The sequence below is a fragment of the Bacillus sp. S2(2019) genome (assembly GCF_005144805.1).
GTDB lineage: Bacteria > Bacillota > Bacilli > Bacillales > Bacillaceae > Bacillus > Bacillus altitudinis.
On sequence record NZ_SWFL01000003.1, the window covers coordinates 820,404 to 837,954 of the forward strand.

Consider the following 17,551-nt stretch of genomic DNA (forward strand, 5'->3'; position numbering starts at 1 on the left):
ATGAATAAAACAGCAGTAGCCAATCAAACAGATCAACTATTAGAAGACATCGCAGCTTATGCCGTGGATGGAGAAATTACGAGCAAAGAGGCCATTGAAACAGCTCGGTATGTACTCATGGATACACTCGGCTGCGGTATGCTGGCGCTCAACTTTCCAGAATGTACAAAGCATCTTGGACCAATCGTACCTGGAACTGTTGTCCCTAACGGAGCAAGAGTGCCCGGCACTTCATTTGTATTAGATCCTGTTCAAGCGGCGTTTAATATAGGATGTATGATCCGCTGGTTAGATTATAATGACACGTGGCTTGCACAGGAGTGGGGCCATCCATCAGATAACCTGGGCGGGATATTGGCTGTAAGCGATTATATCAGCAGAACGAGGCTTGCAAACGGAGAAGAACCGCTAACGATGAATGACGTACTGCATGCGATTGTAAAGGCACATGAAATACAAGGTGTGCTTGCTTTAGAAAATTGTTTGAATCGAAATGGCTTGGATCATGTTCTTTTTGTCAAGGTGGCATCAAGTGCAGTCGTTTGTGCAATGCTTGGCGGAACGAAAGAAGATGTGCAGCATGTGTTATCACAAGCATTTGTGGATAATTCACCGCTTAGAACGTACCGGCATGCCCCGAACACAGGATCAAGGAAATCGTGGGCAGCAGGGGATGCCACAAGCCGTGCAGTGAGACTAGCGATGATGACATTGAAAGGAGAAATGGGCTATCAAACGCCCCTCAGTGCAGAAAAGTGGGGGTTTGAAGATGTGTTAATGAAAGGAAAACCACTCACACTTGCCCAGCCGCTCGGGTCATATGTGATTGAAAATGTACTCTTTAAAATTGCCTATCCAGCAGAATTTCATGCGCAAACTGCCGCTGAGGCCGCTGTCATTCTACATGACGCGGTAAAAGACCGTTTAGATGAGATTGACAGGATTGAGATTACGACACATGAATCAGCCATTCGAATTATTGATAAAAAAGGACCGCTTTACAACCCGGCAGACCGTGACCATTGCTTGCAGTATATTACGGCCATTGGGTTAATCTATGGTGAGCTGACCGCTGATCATTATGAAGAAGAGACGGCGCAGAATCCGCTCATTGACCGTTTGCGTGATCAAATGATCGTGAAAGAAGATAAACGGTATACAGAAGACTATTTAGATCCGAAAAAGAGATCAATTGCAAACTGTGTTCAAATCTTCTTTAAAGACGGAACGATGACAGATCGAATCGAAATTGAATATCCGCTTGGTCATCGCAGAAGAAGGCAGGAAGGGATCCCGCTGCTTGAAAAGAAATGGGTGTATCATTTGAAAACGAGATTTCCACAAAAACAAGTCGATCAAATTGTTTCACTTTGTCAAAATCCAAATCAATTAAAAACAACGACAGTACCAGCATTTATGGACTTATTTGTCATATAAGGGGGAGCTAGTGTGTGGATCGTGAATGATGAAGTAAATCAAGCTGACTTAGCCGCAGCTTTTAAAGAGCAAATGCACAAATCCGCTTTATTTCAAATTCCAGGCGTTCACGATGGAATGTCTGCGCTCTATGCGAGGAAAATGGGATTTCAAGGGCTTTATTTATCGGGTGCCGCTTTTTGCGCAAGCAAAGGGCTTCCTGACCTCGGTATGATTCATTCCACTGAAATGGCGGAAAAGGCAAAGGAAATCATTCGAGCTTCTCAGCTGCCTCTTTTAGTAGATATGGATACTGGCTATGGCGGTGTATTAAATGCAGCCAGGGCAGCAAAAGAAATGGTGGAGAGCAAGGTAGCGGCTGTTCAAATTGAAGATCAGCAAATGCCGAAGAAATGCGGACATTTAAACGGAAAATCACTCGTTTCTGTAGAAGACATGATGGCGAAAATCAAAGCGATCAAACAAGCGGCACCTACACTTCTCGTCATCGCAAGAACGGATGCGAAGTCAGTAAACGGGATGGAGGATGTCATTCACCGGGCTAATCTCTATCTAGAAGCAGGAGCAGATGCCATTTTTCCCGAGGCGCTGATTACAGCAGAAGATTTCACGTATGCTTCAAACAATATAAAAGGGCCGCTTCTTGCAAACATGACGGAGTTTGGAAAAACACCTTATTATCATACAGACGAATTTTCTATGTTTGGCTTTCAAATGGTGATTTATCCAGTGTCATCCCTGAGAGTTGCTGCAAAAGCGTATGAGCGTTTATTTACAGAGATTAAGGAAAAAGGGACGCAGCAGGGAATGCTGGAGGACATGCAAACGAGAAAAGAGCTATATGAAACGATTCATTATGATGAATATGAAGAAATGGATCAGCATTTAGCCAAAACGATCCTGCCGGAAATCGGGAAAGAGCATTCATAAAATGAAAAGCACTTCCGTTTAGGAAGTGCTTTTTTTTACGATGATGGTGTGGATGATGAAGCCAATTTCATCTTTTCTTCAACTGTTTTCGTTTTTTCTTTTACTTTTTCAGCATAAGTGAAATCACCGTAGCAATACGGATAGCGGAAGTTATCTTTGTCGCCCCCGCATGTATAGACTTCAGGGTTTCGCTTCACTTGCTTTTTGGAGTATTGCTTTGCCAATTTTTCGGAATGTTTTCCCCCGTTTTTTGCAACAAAATCAATATAGCCGATTCCCATGTTATAGCTTTGAATAATGGTTTCCAAATCAACGCCTTTTTTCTTCCCATGCTTGTACATGGTCGAAAAATGATGGACTCCTTGTTTAATGCTTTTCTGAGGGTCATTGATTTCATTTCGTTTCAAACCAAGAGATTCAGAGGACTGCATTGGATCTCCGCCTCTGCCTTTTGATTCTTGATACATCATACCGAGAATTAACGCGGTATATTGATCTAAATCTTGATCTCTTAACTCTGTTTCTACAAGCGGTTTGTAATCATCCAATCTCGACAAAACAATTGATTCCGTATCAATCGGCAGCTTTTTTAACTCCTTTTGATTAAAGGAAATGACAATGGCCGCTAATACGCAAACAAACAGAAAAATCGTGAAACAGCCTGAAATGGCAAAACATCCTGTTTTTTTCTTTTTCAAGGTCAGTTCACCCCTGTTTTGCCCCGCTTTTAAAAGGGAAGTACAGCCTTTATATTATGCCATATCCTGCACAGGATACCAAGTGAAAACCTTATATTCAATCATAGCCAAACGTAAATTCTGTTCTTGTTTTCAGTCTATAGCAGAAATAAACAAAACCGATCATGAGCCACACCATGCCAATGATTAATGCATTTGTACTGATGCTTGTTAAGAGCCAAATACAAAAAGCCGTTCCGCAAAGAGGGATGATGGCATACCTCAGTGTGTTTAATACACCTCTTTGTTTTTGTTTGATGAAATAGTAAGCGAAAACAGACAAGTTAACAAACGTAAATCCAATTAATGCCCCGAAGCTGATAAACGAGTAAATGACCTCAAGCTCACCAACAACTGCGGTTAACGAAAAAACACCAATTAATAAAATATTAAATACAGGCGTTTTCAATGTTGGGTGAATATAACCGAAGAAACGCTTTGGTAATGATTGATCTCTTCCCATCGCATACAAGAGTCTTGCGGCACTTGCATGTGATGATAGGGAGGAAGAGATGACAGCGACCATGGTGCCGGCTAAAAAGAATGAGTGGAGAAACGCGCCGCCCACAAATTCCGCAATTTCAAGTGATGCCGCATCTGGATGCTTGAACTGTTGAAAATTTGGAAACACCTGCTGTAAAAAGTAAGAGGTAAGGGTAAACAGCACACCTCCAATAGCGACCGTTAAAAATATGGCGAGAGGAATCGTTCTTTTTGGCTTAATTGTTTCCTCAGACATGGTCGAAATCGCATCAAATCCTAGAAAAGAAAAACATAAAATCGTTGCGCCGGAAAAAATAAGGGCGGGATCTAAGCTCGCTGAATAAAACGGACGGGTTGACAGTAACTCTCCCGTGCCTGCATGCTGCGTGAGCCCATAAATAATAAACCCAACAAATGTAACAGCGACAATCACCTGAAAGGTCACAAATAGCGCTGTAATGTTGGCTGTAAGACGTATACCGATTACATTGACAGTCGTTATGGCGATAGCAAGTATGATGATCCAAATGTAATGAGGTACATCAGGAAAGGCTGCGGTTAAATATGCACTTCCGATTGCAAAATTCACCATAGGCAAAAATAAATAGTCTAGCAATAGTGTCCAGCCTACAAGAAAGCCAACGTGAGGATGAATACTTTTTTGCGCGTATGTATATGCAGATCCTGCTTTTGGAAAAGCCTTCACCATATTCCCATAGCTAAGCGCTGTCAATAGTAATGCCAGTAAAGTAAAGATATAAGCTGCAGCAACGTGTCCTTTCGTCAGCTGAGCAACAATGCCGTATGAATCAAATACGACAAGTGGGTCCATATAAGCAAGCCCGATCACAACAAGCGGAAAAACAGTCAGGCTGCGTTTTAGTCTTGGCTCTTCAGTCAATTTGCCTATCAGCTCCTCTAAAAAAATGTATAAATAATGCTCATTTTAAAAAGAATGCTACCACGTGTCAATGCTATTTGAATAAATCTTTTTTCAAAAGGTGTGGAAGCTTTGCATGCTACACGTTTTGGTATATGATGATACATAGAATAAGTCGTGAGTTGACTGACAAGAAAGGTGAAGCGAAATGAAGGAAGAACTGAATACAAATCAAGAACAGGAACGGATGGAGCTGGACGAAGAAAGTCTATTTCTTGTCTCCCAAACATTTAAAGCCTTATCTGATCCGACGCGTATTCGTATTCTGCATTTGCTGTCTCAAGGTGAACATTCAGTAAATGATATAGCAGAAACACTAAACCTTATGCAATCAACCGTATCTCATCAGCTGCGCTTTTTAAAAAATCTTCGTCTCGTGAAATCTAGACGAGCAGGGACCTCGATTTTTTACAGTCCTGAAGATCAGCATGTGATGGAAGTGCTTGAACAAATGATACACCATGCACAGCATGATTGAGAAAAAACCTTCCTACTTTTATATAGGAAGGTTTTTTATGCATGATGTACTTGGGTTGATCGTTTATTTGCTTTCATCATTTGATAAGAAAACACAATATAGTAAGCCGCTAGAAGGAAAAAGCTGAGTATTGTCAACGCATCATCGCTGACAATATGCTGATACAATTCAACGATATCCATTTTGGTGATCGCATGTGTTGTCAGATTGACCGATTTAAATGCAAGCCTAGATAAAAACAAACATAAAATAAAGCTTTCAATCCATTTACTTGTTTTCATATACAGCCGGCCATTTTCTAATTTCATCTGAATCGTCTGATAGGCGTGAACGGCGAGACTGCTCCCGAAGATCATGCCAATGACGGCATAGATAAAAATACTTTGATTTTGCCATCCTTCTGATAAGAGAATAAGGGCAGTGAGACTAAATACATACATTCTCATGAAAAGATTTACCGGGCGCACAAGCTGATAGCGTCTCATTCGATTCATTCGAATGATGATCCAGACGAGCATGACGATCCCGATCATGAACAACTGCCATACGTGATGTGTCATGATGCAACCTCCTCCTGCACAGGCAGGGATGTAAACGAATGCTGGCTGTTACTTATCATTACCATTCTTTCTTTTTTTATCAAATCAAAACCTATATTTATGAAAAAGAGGAAAAGTCATGAAAATCGATCGCATTTTGTCCATTGTGATGATACTAATTAGCAAACGGCAAGTACAGGCGAAAGACCTCGCTGAACTACATGAAGTGAGCGTAAGAACCATATACCGTGACATTGATACGATTAATCAAGCGGGGATTCCAGTTGTCACAAAACAAGGTGCAGGGGGTGGAATTTCACTCGTTGACGACTATCGTCTAGAGAAAAAATTATTCACCGATGATGATATTGAACTGATTTTAACAGCTCTTGAAAGCATTACGAGTGCATACACCTTTAAAGAAAGTGAACATGTTCTAAAGAAAATGAAATCCCTGATTCCGCCTCAAAATGAAAAACAGCAACATGTATTTATTGATTTAAGCTCTTGGGGGAAAGACAGCTATTTAGAAAAGAAGCTCCAGCTCATTCATACCGCTGCCACAGCGCATCAATATATCCAGTTCACCTATCGCAATGCAAAAGGCGAAACACTTCCTAGAAAAGTAGAGCCTTATACACTTGTCTTAAAAGGAAGACACTGGTATTTGTATGCGTATTGCTGCGTGAAAAAAGCGTTTCGCCTGTTTAAACTCAAAAGAATGTCAGACCTTATCACCCATTCATTATCTTTTCTTCCTAAACGAATAAAAAATGAAGAAAAGCCTTGGAATGATTCTTGGCACGAAGAACCTTCCGTCAGTACACTAACGCTCAGGTTGACTGAAGATTCTGTTGGTAAAGTGAAGGAATGGATAGATGAAAATGAATTCACCGTATGTGCAGATGGTACGTATCTTGCCACAATCACGTTGCCTCAGGATGATTGGTTATATAGCTTTCTTTTTTATTTAGGGCCAGATATCGAGATTGTCTCTCCGCTATCCGTTCGGGAAGCATTTGATCTCAAGTTGAAACAATTTCAAAAACCAAAAGGAACTTGACACAATGTTGTCAGGTTTCTTTTTATATGATGGAAAAAAAGGAGATGAGAATGTATGTACGATATCGTGATTTTACAGAAACAATGGATCAAGGGATTATCAGTTCGAACAACAAATGAAATGGAGCAAACAAACGAGCGGAAGATTGCACCGCTTTGGCAGCAATTTTTCACGCAGCAGCTTCGCGGAGGACATGCGCCAGTCATAGGGCTGTATTCAGATTATGAAAAGGATGAAAATGGCGCTTATTTGTTCACAGCGGGGCAATTGGTTGACCAGCAGCTAGCACAAGATGCAAAAGAGATTCCAGGCTCCACCTACGCAAGATTTCAAACGAGAAAGGGCCCGATTGAAGAGGTTGTGTTTGAAACATGGCAGCAGATTTGGAGTTGGGATCAGCGTTATTTGCGAACATATACTGGCGATTTTGAATGGTACGACGAACGATCGATTGATCCAAAAGAAGCGCAAATTGATATTTATATTACTGTCGATGAAAAAATAGTTGCTAAAACTAATACTATTAGTTAATATAAAACTAACGACATTAGTTTTAGGGGGAAAACAAGATGAGATTGACAACATTTGACCGTTTGCACCAGCTTACATTAATGCCGCGTATTTTTCCGGTAAATTGTTATGTATTTGAGGAAGAGAATGAACTCATCTTAATTGATGCAGCTTTGAAAATGGCAGCAAGCTCAATAATTGAATTTGCACATCAATTAAACAAACCCATTAAAAAAATTATTCTGACTCATAGTCATATGGATCATATTGGCGCACTAGATGAAGTGAAAAAGGCTTTTCCAGAGGCAATTGTTTATTTATCGAAACGAGATGCTCGCCTGTTTGCTGGCGATTTCTCTTTACTTCCTGGTGAGCCGAAGAAAAAAGTCAAAGGCAGTTTTTCAAAAGACATTCACACAAAACCAGACGTGCTTGTTGAAGAAGGGGGCGAGATTGGGTCACTGAAAGTCATTGCCACACCAGGACATACACCAGGAAGCATCTCTTTATACGATGAAAAGTCAGGGGTTGTCATTGCGGGTGATGCAGTTGTGACAAAAGGCGGTTTATTTGTAACGGGTGAGTTTCGCTTGACCTTCCCATTCCCGGCTTTTGCCACTTGGGATGCAGAAACAGCACTAAAAAGCGCTGAAAAATTACTGGCACTTCCCTTGTCTTGTCTCGCAGCAGGGCATGGTGATCTCATCATAGAGCCTGAGGCAAAGCTCAGAGCCGCTATCGAAAAAAGGAAGCAGCAGCTACAAAAGGGGGGACAGTAAGCCATGTCTCCAAGAATGGGTATCACACAAGAAAAAATTGTTGAATCTGCCATCGAATTTGTCGATGAAGAGGGCTTTTCCGCTTTGACTATTGCTACATTGTCCAAACGGCTTAACATCAGACCACCATCTCTTTACAACCATATATCTGGTCTTCATGAAATACAGGCAGCTCTTGCTGTCAAGGGGCTGACAATGCTTTGTGAGGCCGGCAAACAAGTAACAGCGGGGCTGGAAAAAGAAGACGCTGTTTTAGCATTTGCAAGACAATATGTTCAATTTGTTCGTCAGCATCCCGGTCTTTATGAGGCTGCTTTTTCACATATGAATGAAAAAGAAGTCAGTGTGGCTGCAGAGAATCTTGCTGATTTTGTCCAATCCATCATGTCTCGTTTTGGTGTAAAAGAAGAGGACATGACGCATGTCGTGAGAGGGCTCAGAAGCTTACTGCACGGTTTTGGAGATATTTCAAACAAAAAAGGATTTCAACGGAAAGAACAGCTTGAAGATAGTGTGAGCTATGCGGTCCGTCTTTATATTGCAGGCATCAAAGAGCAAGAAGATCTGTCTCATTGACAGGTCTTTTTTATGTATCGAACCGATATGATGAAGGAGATGTAAACAAATCAAAACATTTTTTGGGCAAAAAACCAATAAAGATTTGACAGTTTTGTGAAACATGGTATGCTTATTATGTGAAATAATTCACATAGAGGAGTAGAGGCAGATGAAAAGAAAGCCTGTTTATGTGGAAACAACCATTCAAGCACCTATTGAAAAAGTATGGGAGTATACGCAAAATCCAAAGCTTCATGAACAATGGGATTTGCGATTTTCGACCATTTCATTAAATGGACCTAGTGATGAACAGCCCCAATCCTTTTTGTATGAGAAACACCTTGGATTCGGCATTAGTGTAACTGGGACAGGAGCGTATCGAACGAGCGTGAAGGATGAACGTCATGAAAGAGCATCCTCACTTCAATTTAAATCATCACACCCTTTGTCTTTCATCAAAGAAGGCGGAGGGTATTGGAAATACATGAAAACGAATGATCACATTGTGTTTCAAACGCAATTTGATTATGAAACAAAGGAAGGAAATGGGTGGAAATGGGCAGACCGTTTGTTTTTTCGACCAATGATGGGGTTTATGACTGCCTTTAGCTTTGGCGCATTAAAGACGTGGCTTGAAAAGGGCACGCATCCCCGGTTGCTGCTAGAGAGAACACTTGCCCATTATGGCATTTGTTTGTTGTTTGCTATCGTCTGGTTATGTCAAGCGATCATTCCTTTTTCACCTTCTGCTTTTGAACATAGCACCGGATTTCGATTGTTTTATGCGCTATTAGGCGTATCATGGCTTATGCCTAAGCTTCCAAAGAAATATATATTCATCCTTCAAAGCATCTTTCTGCTGCTGATGCTTGGTAGCGGGATTTTATCGCCAGAAACGACTCTGCACGAGCCGCTGGTGCTGAGTGCATTTTTGATTTTATCTGTTGCAGGAATGATCAACTTAAAAGATTGTGTAGATGTGTTTTCGATCAAACGAAAAAGGGGAGGTAGACATGGTCGTTCATCATCATCAAGTAAAGGACTACGATAAGTTGCATCCAACATTAAAAGAACGTTATAACCGCGCGTTTACGGCTGAAGGCATCATGGAGGAAATAGGAGGCGGGACAAAGCTCATCCGATTGTTATTCAAAATCGGCCCATTGTTTCGCTGTTTTTTTCCTGAAAGAGGGCGAAATATTCCCTTCCAAATTGTGAACAAGCCTTTTACGACAAGTAAGGGAGAAGAAGGGATGCACTGGTTTCGAACGTTCTATTTTCCTGACAAGGAAAGACATTTTGATGCAGATATGATCATTGATCAGAAGAGCCATCAAGTACTAGACTACTTTGGAAAACCTAGGCTTCTTGTGTCAGAGCTTCATTTTACAGTCACGGAAAAAGGGTTCTTGCACATTCAATCAGGTAAGCAAAGGTTTTTGCTGTTTGGGCGGGAGTGGCCGCTCCCTTCTTGGCTTTATGGTGAATCTGATGTAACAGAAGGGTACGATGAGCGTGCAGGTGAGTATACGATTGATGTTCAAGTGAAAAATCGCCTTTTTGGCACTCTTTTTACTTATAAGGGCCGGTTTACGGAAAGGGTGTCACCTCATGAATAAATGGCATTTGATGTGTAGCATCGTGTTGATGTCCTGCTTTCTCGTTACACGTTTGACGACAGCTCCCATACCAGAATTTTTTGTTCTCATCGCGATTTTATTTTTTCTTCCCGCTTTCTTACACTTTTTTTATCAGGAAGAGAAGAAACGGCAGCAGAAGGGGCTGATCGGTTTCATAATGAAAGCCTTTCCAGTAGCAGCTCTATGTGCAACAGGCGCATTCATCTATCATTCTCTTTGGCTTGCATTGGGATGGCTTTTCTTTACAATGATTCTGGCTTTATTTGGTTTCACCCGTTTGCTGAAAAGAGGGGCCCATCCGCTTCATGAGCTGATGATCGATGGCGCATGTATGTATATCGCTCTAGGTGGGCTTTGGTTCTGGCTGTACATAGCAGATATACAAGTGATGACATTTTCACCGATGATTGTTCTTTTGACAGCTATTCATTTTCATTATTCGGCTTTTTTTATCCCTATCTTTTATGGATTATTGGGGAGGCAGCGCAAAAAAGAGACGACGCTATACAAAGTGGGCGGCTGGGTTATTTTACTGTCGCCAGTGATGATTGCTGTTGGAATCAACTATTCTCGCCTGTTTGATACGTTCAGCGTCATTTTGTATGTGATCGCACTTTATTTGTATGGAATTTTGTGTATGAAAACTTCTTTTCGTTCAACTGTCGCAAAAGGGTTCGTTGTGTTTTCTAGCATCATGTTAATGGGAACCATCGTCCTATCATTCCTTTATTCTGCCGGAATGCTTTTACATGTTACCTACATCAGCATGGATCAAATGATTTGGTTTCATGGCAGTATCAATGCAAGTTTGGTTATTTTACCAGGTCTCATTGGGTGGTTGATTGAAAGACCAGCTGATCGATTGAAACAGAAGGATTTTCCGGTATCGAGAGTTCACGGTCGTTTTCAGGTCATGTCTTTTCAACATGACCACATGCAGCATGATGAGAAGATTGGTTTAGTCGATTCTCTTGACCAATTAAATGGAAAGGCATTTTCAGCAGAGAGTGTGTCACCTGTTATTCGCAGATTTTATGAGGACCCGATGTCCTTTACGTTAAAAGCAGCCGTCTGTTTTCATTGGTGGGTAAGGCCGTTTGTCTTTTTGCTTCAACCTGTTTTTAGACAAATAGGACAGCTCTATTTAGGGTCATCACGAATGCCATATGAAATGCCGGGGAGTCTTTCAAGATTTCAACATCCTCTTGAAGAAAGGAAGAATGTACGTGTGTGGATCAGGCGCAATGAGAAAGGCGAGCAAGTCTTTTATGCGCTCTATGCCCAGCACCATGATGAAGAGACAGTCTATATGAATATTGCTTTGCCGCTTCCTTTTTCACAGCTTACGGCTATTTTAAAACCTTTGAATGAAAAGGAAGATTTTCTATTAAAAAGTAAAAGTCCAAATGGCAGTACGGGTGATGAAGGATTGTATTTGCATACGTCTTTCATCACCATGAAACTGCCAATGGAAGAAAGCTTTCATATGAAACCGGAGACGGAAAAAAGTCTCACAGCAATTCATCAAATGAAGCTATTCGGCATTCCTTTTTTAACGATTCAGTATCAAATCGACAGTGAAAGCCACTCATTTTAATCAATGATGTCACATGGTTCACCGTGCCGAATGATGTTCACAATCGCTTGCCCATCACTCGGATGATGATCTGCATACTGGACTGGCAGCAGTGCAAAAAATACATAGTAGACTGAGAAGTAAGCAAATTGATAGAAAAATTGATGTTCTGGCAGGAAATCGTTGGCGATCATTGTGTTCAATATGAGAACACTGAGCAGGTTGCATAATGATCCGCCTAAGTAGACAAGAATGTGTGAGAAACGGTTATTTCTCCTCATTTCTTCATAATGGCAAAAAGCATCTAGAAAATAGATTCTTCTAATTTCAACGACGCCTATTTTCAATACTTTTTTACCTCTGCCAAGCGCAAACGAAACCTTTGCTCCAAACAGCCATGCGACCACAATATGGCCCAGCTGATGCAAGATGGCAACGATAGGAAGAATGACGAAAAACGACCAGCAAAACGTCCACATATCTGATAATGTAAACAAGTGTTAACCCTCCCTGAAATATTCGAGAGGAAGCAGTAGGATTATTTGCCATTTTACCGAATTCATTTTCATGATGCAAATATTTAATAGACTACTATAAATTTATTATGTAAACAGTGAAAATTTTCAATCAATAGTCTTTTTAACCCTTTCTTTTAGAAGAGTAGGGTGTGCTACAATAAAGAAATTAGTGGAAGACAAGTGGTCATCCAGCAGAAGAAAAATGTGACCTTTTTTATGAAAGATTGAAAGGAGAGAGATTCTAATGGCAGATATTGAACAGTTTTTAGCATTAGACATTCGTGTTGGGACGATAGTAGAAGCAGAGTTCTTTGCAGAAGCGAGAGTGCCTGCTTTCAAGCTGAAGATTGACTTTGGGGATGAGATTGGCATAAAACAATCTAGTGCACAGCTGACAAAACGTTATCAGGCTGAGAATCTCACTGGGAAACAAATTATTGCAGTGGTCAATTTCCCGCCAAGAAGAATTGCCGGGTTTAAATCAGAGGTGCTTGTCTTAGGAGGCATGCCGTCAAAAGAAGACGTTGTCCTGCTTGCCACAGATGAGCCGGTTGAAAATGGCACCAAAATAGGGTAAGAAAAAAGACATCTTCATCAGAAGATGTCTTTTGCGTATTGAGGCGGAATAACCACACGCCACATTCGTGTGTGTCTCAAAGAGACGTGTTACCCGACTTACACAATTCAGCTCATCGCTTGATTAATATAGCATGGGATTGGTATGAATGCAACCATTATTTGAGTTCTCTTTGTTTTTGGAATATAAAAAGAAGGTTCATCTCCTCATATCTTAGAAAAAATGACAAGAAATCAATTATTTGGATTATTTTTTCGAAAAATATTGAAAAGTCAGATCATATTTTATAAAATGAATTCATCTTAGTTTGTTTAATCGATAAACTAAGATAGCGATCATCTATTGATCTATTGTTTAAAGCGAATGATTTGCTGCTGTGTGGGCTAAGCTGAAAGAAAGAGATGTTCAGCTTCATTTTTACAACAAATTGAAAGCGCTTTATTTTTCGACCTATTGATTGCTGCTGCCCTGCACCATCTGTCCGCTAGAAGAGGCTAAGTGAAGAAGGGAGAAAACTCATGGTGAGTGAGAATTTAAAGAAGATTCGTATGTCTGAAAAAGTGGGGTATGCTTCAGGAGATTTCGCATGTAATTTAATTTATGCAACTGTCTCTACGTATCTATTATTTTTTTATACGGATGTCTATGGATTATCAGCAGCAGCAGCAGGGACGATGTTTTTGGTGGTTCGGGCCATTGATGCGCTTGCAGATCCGTTTATTGGGGCGATGGTTGACCGAACGAACAGCCGTTTTGGCCGGTTTAGACCTTATTTGTTATTTGGTGCGTTACCTTTTGCCGTTCTTGCCATTCTTTGTTTTACGACACCGGATTTTTCCGAAATGGGAAAACTCATTTATGCGTACATCACGTATGTTGGTTTATCGCTTACATACACGTTCATCAATGTTCCTTATGGTGCTTTAACTTCCGCAATGACAAGAAATAACCAAGAGGTCGTCAGTATTACGTCTGTTCGTATGCTTTTTGCAAATCTTGGTGGTTTAGTGGTTGCTTTTTTTGTTCCGTTTCTTGCGACGTTTTTGAGTGATACGACAGGAAATACAGCACTTGGCTGGCAGATCACGATGGCATTTCTCGGCGTACTTGGGGGCGGATTACTGATTTTCTGTTTTAAAAGTACGAATGAGCGCGTCACGCTTCAAAAGCCAGAGGAAAAGATCAAGTTCAGTGATCTCTTTGTCCAGTTACGAGTGAATCGTCCGCTTGTTGTGTTAAGCATTTTCTTTATCATTATCTTTGGTGTGAACTCGATCAGTAACTCAGTCGGGATCTATTATGTGACGTATAACCTCGGCAGAGAAGATTTAGTGAAGTGGTACGGCCTGATTGGCAGTCTGCCAGCTTTAATGGTGTTGCCGTTTATTCCTAAGCTACACAAGTTGTTAGGAAAGAAAAAGCTGCTGAATTATTCATTATTGCTGAATATTGTAGGCCTTCTTGCCTTACTTGTGATCCCGCCGAGTCAAATCACTTTAATACTTATTTTCAGGCTCGTTGCGGCTGCAGGGAGTATTACAGCAGGTGCTTACATGTGGGCACTCATTCCTGAAACCGTTGAATATGGCGAATATAAAACAGGGAAAAGAATGGGTGGACTGATTTACGCAGTGATTGGCTTCTTCTTTAAATTTGGGATGGCCTTAGGCGGCATCGTTCCAGGGCTTGTCCTTGACCGATTTGGTTATATTGCAAATCAAGTGCAAACACCAGAAGCTTTACTGGGCATTTTAATCACGACAACGGTGATTCCTGTATGCTTACTCATTTTAGCGATGGTTGATATTAATTTTTATAACCTAGATGAAGAAAAACATAAAAAAGTCATACGAGAGCTTGAGAATAGAGACAAGGTGTATATCGATCATATGGACGATTTTAAAATGTAGTTCTCTGAAAGAGGAGGAAGTTCAATTGAAGATTACTAATCCAGTGCTCAAAGGATTTAACCCTGACCCAAGTATTTGCCGTGCGGGAGAGGACTATTACATGGCGGTTTCTACATTTGAATGGTTCCCGGGGGTGCAAATTTATCACTCGAAGGATCTCGTCCACTGGCGGCTCGCCGCGCGTCCCTTGCAAAAAACTTCTCAACTCGATATGAAAGGAAATCCTGATTCCGGCGGGGTATGGGCACCGTGTTTAAGTTATGCGGATGGTCAGTTTTGGCTCATCTATTCAGATATTAAAGTAGTAGATGGTCCGTTTAAGGATGGTCATAATTATTTGGTCACAGCTGATGCAGTAGATGGTGAGTGGAGCGATCCGGTTCGGCTCAATAGTTCTGGGTTTGATCCTTCCTTGTTCCATGATCCAAGCGGAAAGAAATACGTGTTGAATATGCTGTGGGACCATCGAGAAAAACATCACTCCTTTGCAGGTATAGCCTTGCAGGAATATAGTGTATCTGAAAAAAAACTGGTCGGTGAGCGGAAGGTCATTTTTAAAGGCACGCCAATCAAACTGACAGAAGCCCCGCATCTTTATTACATCAATGATGTCTATTATTTATTAACAGCTGAAGGGGGAACACGTTACGAACATGCAGCCACAATCGCCCGTTCCTCGCGTATTGATGGGCCGTACGAGGTTCATCCTGACAACCCAATTTTAACGGCTTTTCATGCGCCTAGCCATCCACTACAAAAATGCGGGCATGCTTCCATTGTACAAACGCATACAAATGAATGGTATTTGGCTCATCTGACTGGCCGCCCAATTCATTCAAGTAAGGAATCCATTTTTCAGCAAAGAGGCTGGTGTCCTTTAGGAAGAGAGACAGCCATACAAAAGCTTGAATGGAAAGATGGCTGGCCGTATGTGGTAGGCGGAAAAGAGGGGCTTCTAGAGGTTGAAGCGCCTGCGATGAGCGTAAAAGAGTTCTCTCCAACCTATCACATAGTCGATGAATTTAAAGATTCATCGTTAAATAGACATTTCCAAACATTAAGAATCCCATTTACGGATCAGATTGGTTCAGTGACGGAAAATGCTCATCATTTAAGGCTGTATGGGCAGGAATCTTTAACGTCTAAATTTACCCAAGCGTTTGTTGCGAGGCGCTGGCAAAGCTTTTATTTTGAAGCAGAGACAGCGGTTTCCTTCTTTCCGAAAAACTTTCAGCAAGCGGCAGGTCTTGTGAATTATTATAATACGGAAAATTGGACTGCACTTCAGGTGACTTATGACGAGGCGCTTGGCCGTATCCTTGAATTATCTGTGTGTGAAAATCTGGCCTTTTCTCAGCCGCTAATCAAAAAAATCATCATCCCAGACGAGATTCCGTATGTGTATTTAAAAGTGACCGTTAAGAGAGAGACGTACGCGTATTCTTATTCTTTTGATCAACAAGAGTGGGAAAAAATAGATGTACCGCTTGAATCGACTCATTTATCAGATGATTTTATTCGAGGAGGGGGGTTCTTTACAGGGGCTTTTGTCGGAATGCAGTGCCAAGACACAAGCGGCGAGCGTCTGCCTGCCGATTTTAAGTATTTTCGATACGAAGAAACAACTGAATAAAAAAAGACAACACTCTAAAGGCTGTCTCTCTTTAACATGTATTCCATTATGGTGAAGGCGTGACATCACGCAAAAAAGCTTCAGTGACAAGAGATGTCATCCCTAAGGCTGGTGCGTTTTGTCCTAATGACGAAGGGAGCAGCTCCACCCGTGAGCTGAATTGTGCATCCATTCTAGAGGATACTTCATCTTGAATGACACTTAGAACGGCCTGCTCAGATTCAATGACCTTGTTTCGTAAAATAACGGCTTGTGGGTTGAAGGTATGCAGAACGTTTGTGAGACCTACCCCAATGTAAAAGCCAAAGTTACGCAAGGCATTGAGTGTCTTCATATCATTTAACTTCGCCAGCCGCTCAATATCTTGATAGGTGAATGACTGACCATCTGTTTGGAGCGATTGGAACAGTGCTTTCTCAGATGCATACAGTTCCCAGCAACCACGATTTCCGCAGCTACATGTCGGTCCATTAAAGTCGATCGTCATATGTCCCATTTCACCAGAAAAACCGTTTGTGCCTCTATATAAATGATGATTGATAATGATGCCTATTCCAATACCAGTGCCTATACTTGCATAGATCAGATGGTCATAATGTTTAGCAGCACCGAAGATTTTTTCACCGTAAGCACCGGCATTTGCTTCATTCTCGATAAAAACCGGTACTTGGAATGTGTCTTGGAGACTTGTTTTTAGATCGACATTTTTCCATTTTGAATGAGGCGTAAACACAATTTGCTCATCTGCATCGACCAGACCTGGTATACAAATGCCTATACCAATCAGCCCGTATGGAGAAGAAGGAATGTGTGAACGTAACTGCTGAATCAATTCAATTAATATTCGGACGGTCACATCAGGTGTGCTGGATGGGAGCTTGAGCTGCTCATTATGGATAATTGACCCTTCAAGGTCTGTTAAAATGCCGTTGACATAATCAACACCGACATCAATGCCCATAGAGTAACCTGCACGTTTATTAAACATGAGGAGCACGGGTCTTCTTCCGCCGCTAGATTCGCCTTGACCGATTTCATAAACAAGATGTTCTTTCATTAAAGTACTCACTTGAGAAGAAACGGTCGATTTATTTAACCCAGTGCGTTCAGATAATTTTGCTCTGGAAATTGGTGCATGGTGAAGAATTTCGTTTAGCAATAGCTTTTGATTTATTTTTTTCACAAAGTTCTGATCCGCAATATCCATTGTATCCACTCCATTTGTTTCGTCTTTAGATTAAGT

At 41.2% G+C, this 17,551-nt stretch carries 18 protein-coding genes; 13 read left to right on the top strand and 5 right to left on the bottom strand.

Annotated elements, in window-relative coordinates:
- Together FBF75_RS14580 and prpB are read left to right on the top strand one after the other, a co-directional pair.
- Positions 1 to 1,437, top strand: a complete 1,437-nt coding sequence (locus FBF75_RS14580; protein ID WP_136944864.1) for a bifunctional 2-methylcitrate dehydratase/aconitate hydratase — start codon at positions 1 to 3, stop codon at positions 1,435 to 1,437.
- A 12-nt stretch (positions 1,438 to 1,449) separates the two neighbouring features.
- Positions 1,450 to 2,367, top strand: coding sequence for a methylisocitrate lyase (gene prpB / locus FBF75_RS14585; protein ID WP_058336748.1), 918 nt, complete (start codon positions 1,450 to 1,452; stop codon positions 2,365 to 2,367).
- A 35-nt stretch (positions 2,368 to 2,402) separates the two neighbouring features.
- On the opposite strand, the gene FBF75_RS14590 is transcribed toward prpB, so the two are convergent.
- Together FBF75_RS14590 and FBF75_RS14595 are read right to left on the bottom strand one after the other, a co-directional pair.
- The gene (locus tag FBF75_RS14590; protein ID WP_017359484.1) at positions 2,403 to 3,065 is read right to left on the bottom strand and encodes a lysozyme family protein; all 663 of its coding nucleotides are present in this window, start codon (positions 3,063 to 3,065) and stop codon (positions 2,403 to 2,405) included.
- A gap of 97 nt (positions 3,066 to 3,162) precedes the next feature.
- Positions 3,163 to 4,488, bottom strand: coding sequence for an APC family permease (locus FBF75_RS14595; protein WP_017367435.1), 1,326 nt, complete (start codon positions 4,486 to 4,488; stop codon positions 3,163 to 3,165).
- 187 nt (positions 4,489 to 4,675) lie between these two features.
- On the opposite strand from FBF75_RS14595, the gene czrA reads away from it, so the two are divergent.
- Entirely contained in the window at positions 4,676 to 5,005 is a 330-nt protein-coding gene (czrA, locus tag FBF75_RS14600; protein WP_007500691.1) for a Zn(II)-responsive metalloregulatory transcriptional repressor CzrA, read from the top strand.
- Positions 5,006 to 5,040: 35 nt separating this feature from the next.
- Here czrA and FBF75_RS14605 read toward each other — a convergent pair whose 3' ends face one another.
- A complete protein-coding gene (locus tag FBF75_RS14605) occupies positions 5,041 to 5,565 on the bottom strand; it encodes a CcdC protein domain-containing protein (RefSeq protein WP_081114310.1) in 525 nt (174 codons plus the stop codon).
- A 118-nt stretch (positions 5,566 to 5,683) separates the two neighbouring features.
- Between FBF75_RS14605 and FBF75_RS14610 the strand changes: the two genes are divergently transcribed.
- From FBF75_RS14610 to FBF75_RS14640, 7 genes are all read left to right on the top strand, one after another.
- Positions 5,684 to 6,607 (top strand): helix-turn-helix transcriptional regulator, encoded by a 924-nt coding sequence (locus tag FBF75_RS14610; RefSeq protein WP_136944865.1) that lies wholly within the window; start codon positions 5,684 to 5,686, stop codon positions 6,605 to 6,607.
- Between the two features lie 54 nt (positions 6,608 to 6,661).
- Positions 6,662 to 7,138, top strand: a complete 477-nt coding sequence (locus tag FBF75_RS14615) for a GyrI-like domain-containing protein (RefSeq protein ID WP_136944866.1) — start codon at positions 6,662 to 6,664, stop codon at positions 7,136 to 7,138.
- 38 nt (positions 7,139 to 7,176) lie between these two features.
- Positions 7,177 to 7,896: an MBL fold metallo-hydrolase gene (locus FBF75_RS14620; protein ID WP_136944867.1), complete on the top strand. Its 720-nt coding sequence runs from the start codon at positions 7,177 to 7,179 to the stop codon at positions 7,894 to 7,896.
- Between the two features lie 3 nt (positions 7,897 to 7,899).
- Positions 7,900 to 8,472, top strand: a complete 573-nt coding sequence (locus FBF75_RS14625) for a TetR/AcrR family transcriptional regulator (RefSeq protein ID WP_008346533.1) — start codon at positions 7,900 to 7,902, stop codon at positions 8,470 to 8,472.
- Positions 8,473 to 8,623: 151 nt separating this feature from the next.
- Complete coding sequence (locus tag FBF75_RS14630) at positions 8,624 to 9,505, top strand: membrane protein (protein WP_048002177.1); 882 nt, start codon at positions 8,624 to 8,626, stop codon at positions 9,503 to 9,505.
- The gene (locus FBF75_RS14635; RefSeq protein WP_136944868.1) at positions 9,468 to 10,073 is read left to right on the top strand and encodes a DUF4166 domain-containing protein; all 606 of its coding nucleotides are present in this window, start codon (positions 9,468 to 9,470) and stop codon (positions 10,071 to 10,073) included. The genes FBF75_RS14630 and FBF75_RS14635 overlap by 38 nt, the downstream gene beginning before the upstream one ends.
- Entirely contained in the window at positions 10,066 to 11,691 is a 1,626-nt protein-coding gene (locus FBF75_RS14640) for a YndJ family protein (protein WP_136944869.1), read from the top strand. The genes FBF75_RS14635 and FBF75_RS14640 overlap by 8 nt, the downstream gene beginning before the upstream one ends.
- On the opposite strand, the gene FBF75_RS14645 is transcribed toward FBF75_RS14640, so the two are convergent.
- Complete coding sequence (locus tag FBF75_RS14645) at positions 11,688 to 12,167, bottom strand: hypothetical protein (RefSeq protein ID WP_007500681.1); 480 nt, start codon at positions 12,165 to 12,167, stop codon at positions 11,688 to 11,690. The genes FBF75_RS14640 and FBF75_RS14645 overlap by 4 nt on opposite strands.
- A gap of 265 nt (positions 12,168 to 12,432) precedes the next feature.
- On the opposite strand from FBF75_RS14645, the gene csaA reads away from it, so the two are divergent.
- The 3 genes from csaA to FBF75_RS14660 all read left to right on the top strand — a co-directional run bounded on the left by csaA (position 12,433) and on the right by FBF75_RS14660 (position 16,308).
- Positions 12,433 to 12,765, top strand: a complete 333-nt coding sequence (gene csaA / locus FBF75_RS14650; RefSeq protein WP_017367427.1) for a chaperone CsaA — start codon at positions 12,433 to 12,435, stop codon at positions 12,763 to 12,765.
- A 518-nt stretch (positions 12,766 to 13,283) separates the two neighbouring features.
- Positions 13,284 to 14,675: a glycoside-pentoside-hexuronide (GPH):cation symporter gene (locus FBF75_RS14655; protein WP_007500679.1), complete on the top strand. Its 1,392-nt coding sequence runs from the start codon at positions 13,284 to 13,286 to the stop codon at positions 14,673 to 14,675.
- Positions 14,676 to 14,700: 25 nt separating this feature from the next.
- Positions 14,701 to 16,308 (top strand): glycoside hydrolase family 43 protein, encoded by a 1,608-nt coding sequence (locus FBF75_RS14660; RefSeq protein ID WP_136944870.1) that lies wholly within the window; start codon positions 14,701 to 14,703, stop codon positions 16,306 to 16,308.
- Between the two features lie 46 nt (positions 16,309 to 16,354).
- Here FBF75_RS14660 and xylR read toward each other — a convergent pair whose 3' ends face one another.
- On the bottom strand, positions 16,355 to 17,515 hold the full coding sequence (gene xylR / locus FBF75_RS14665) for a transcriptional repressor XylR (RefSeq protein ID WP_136944871.1): 1,161 nt from the start codon (positions 17,513 to 17,515) through the stop codon (positions 16,355 to 16,357).
- Between the last annotated feature and the right edge of the window lie 36 nt (positions 17,516 to 17,551).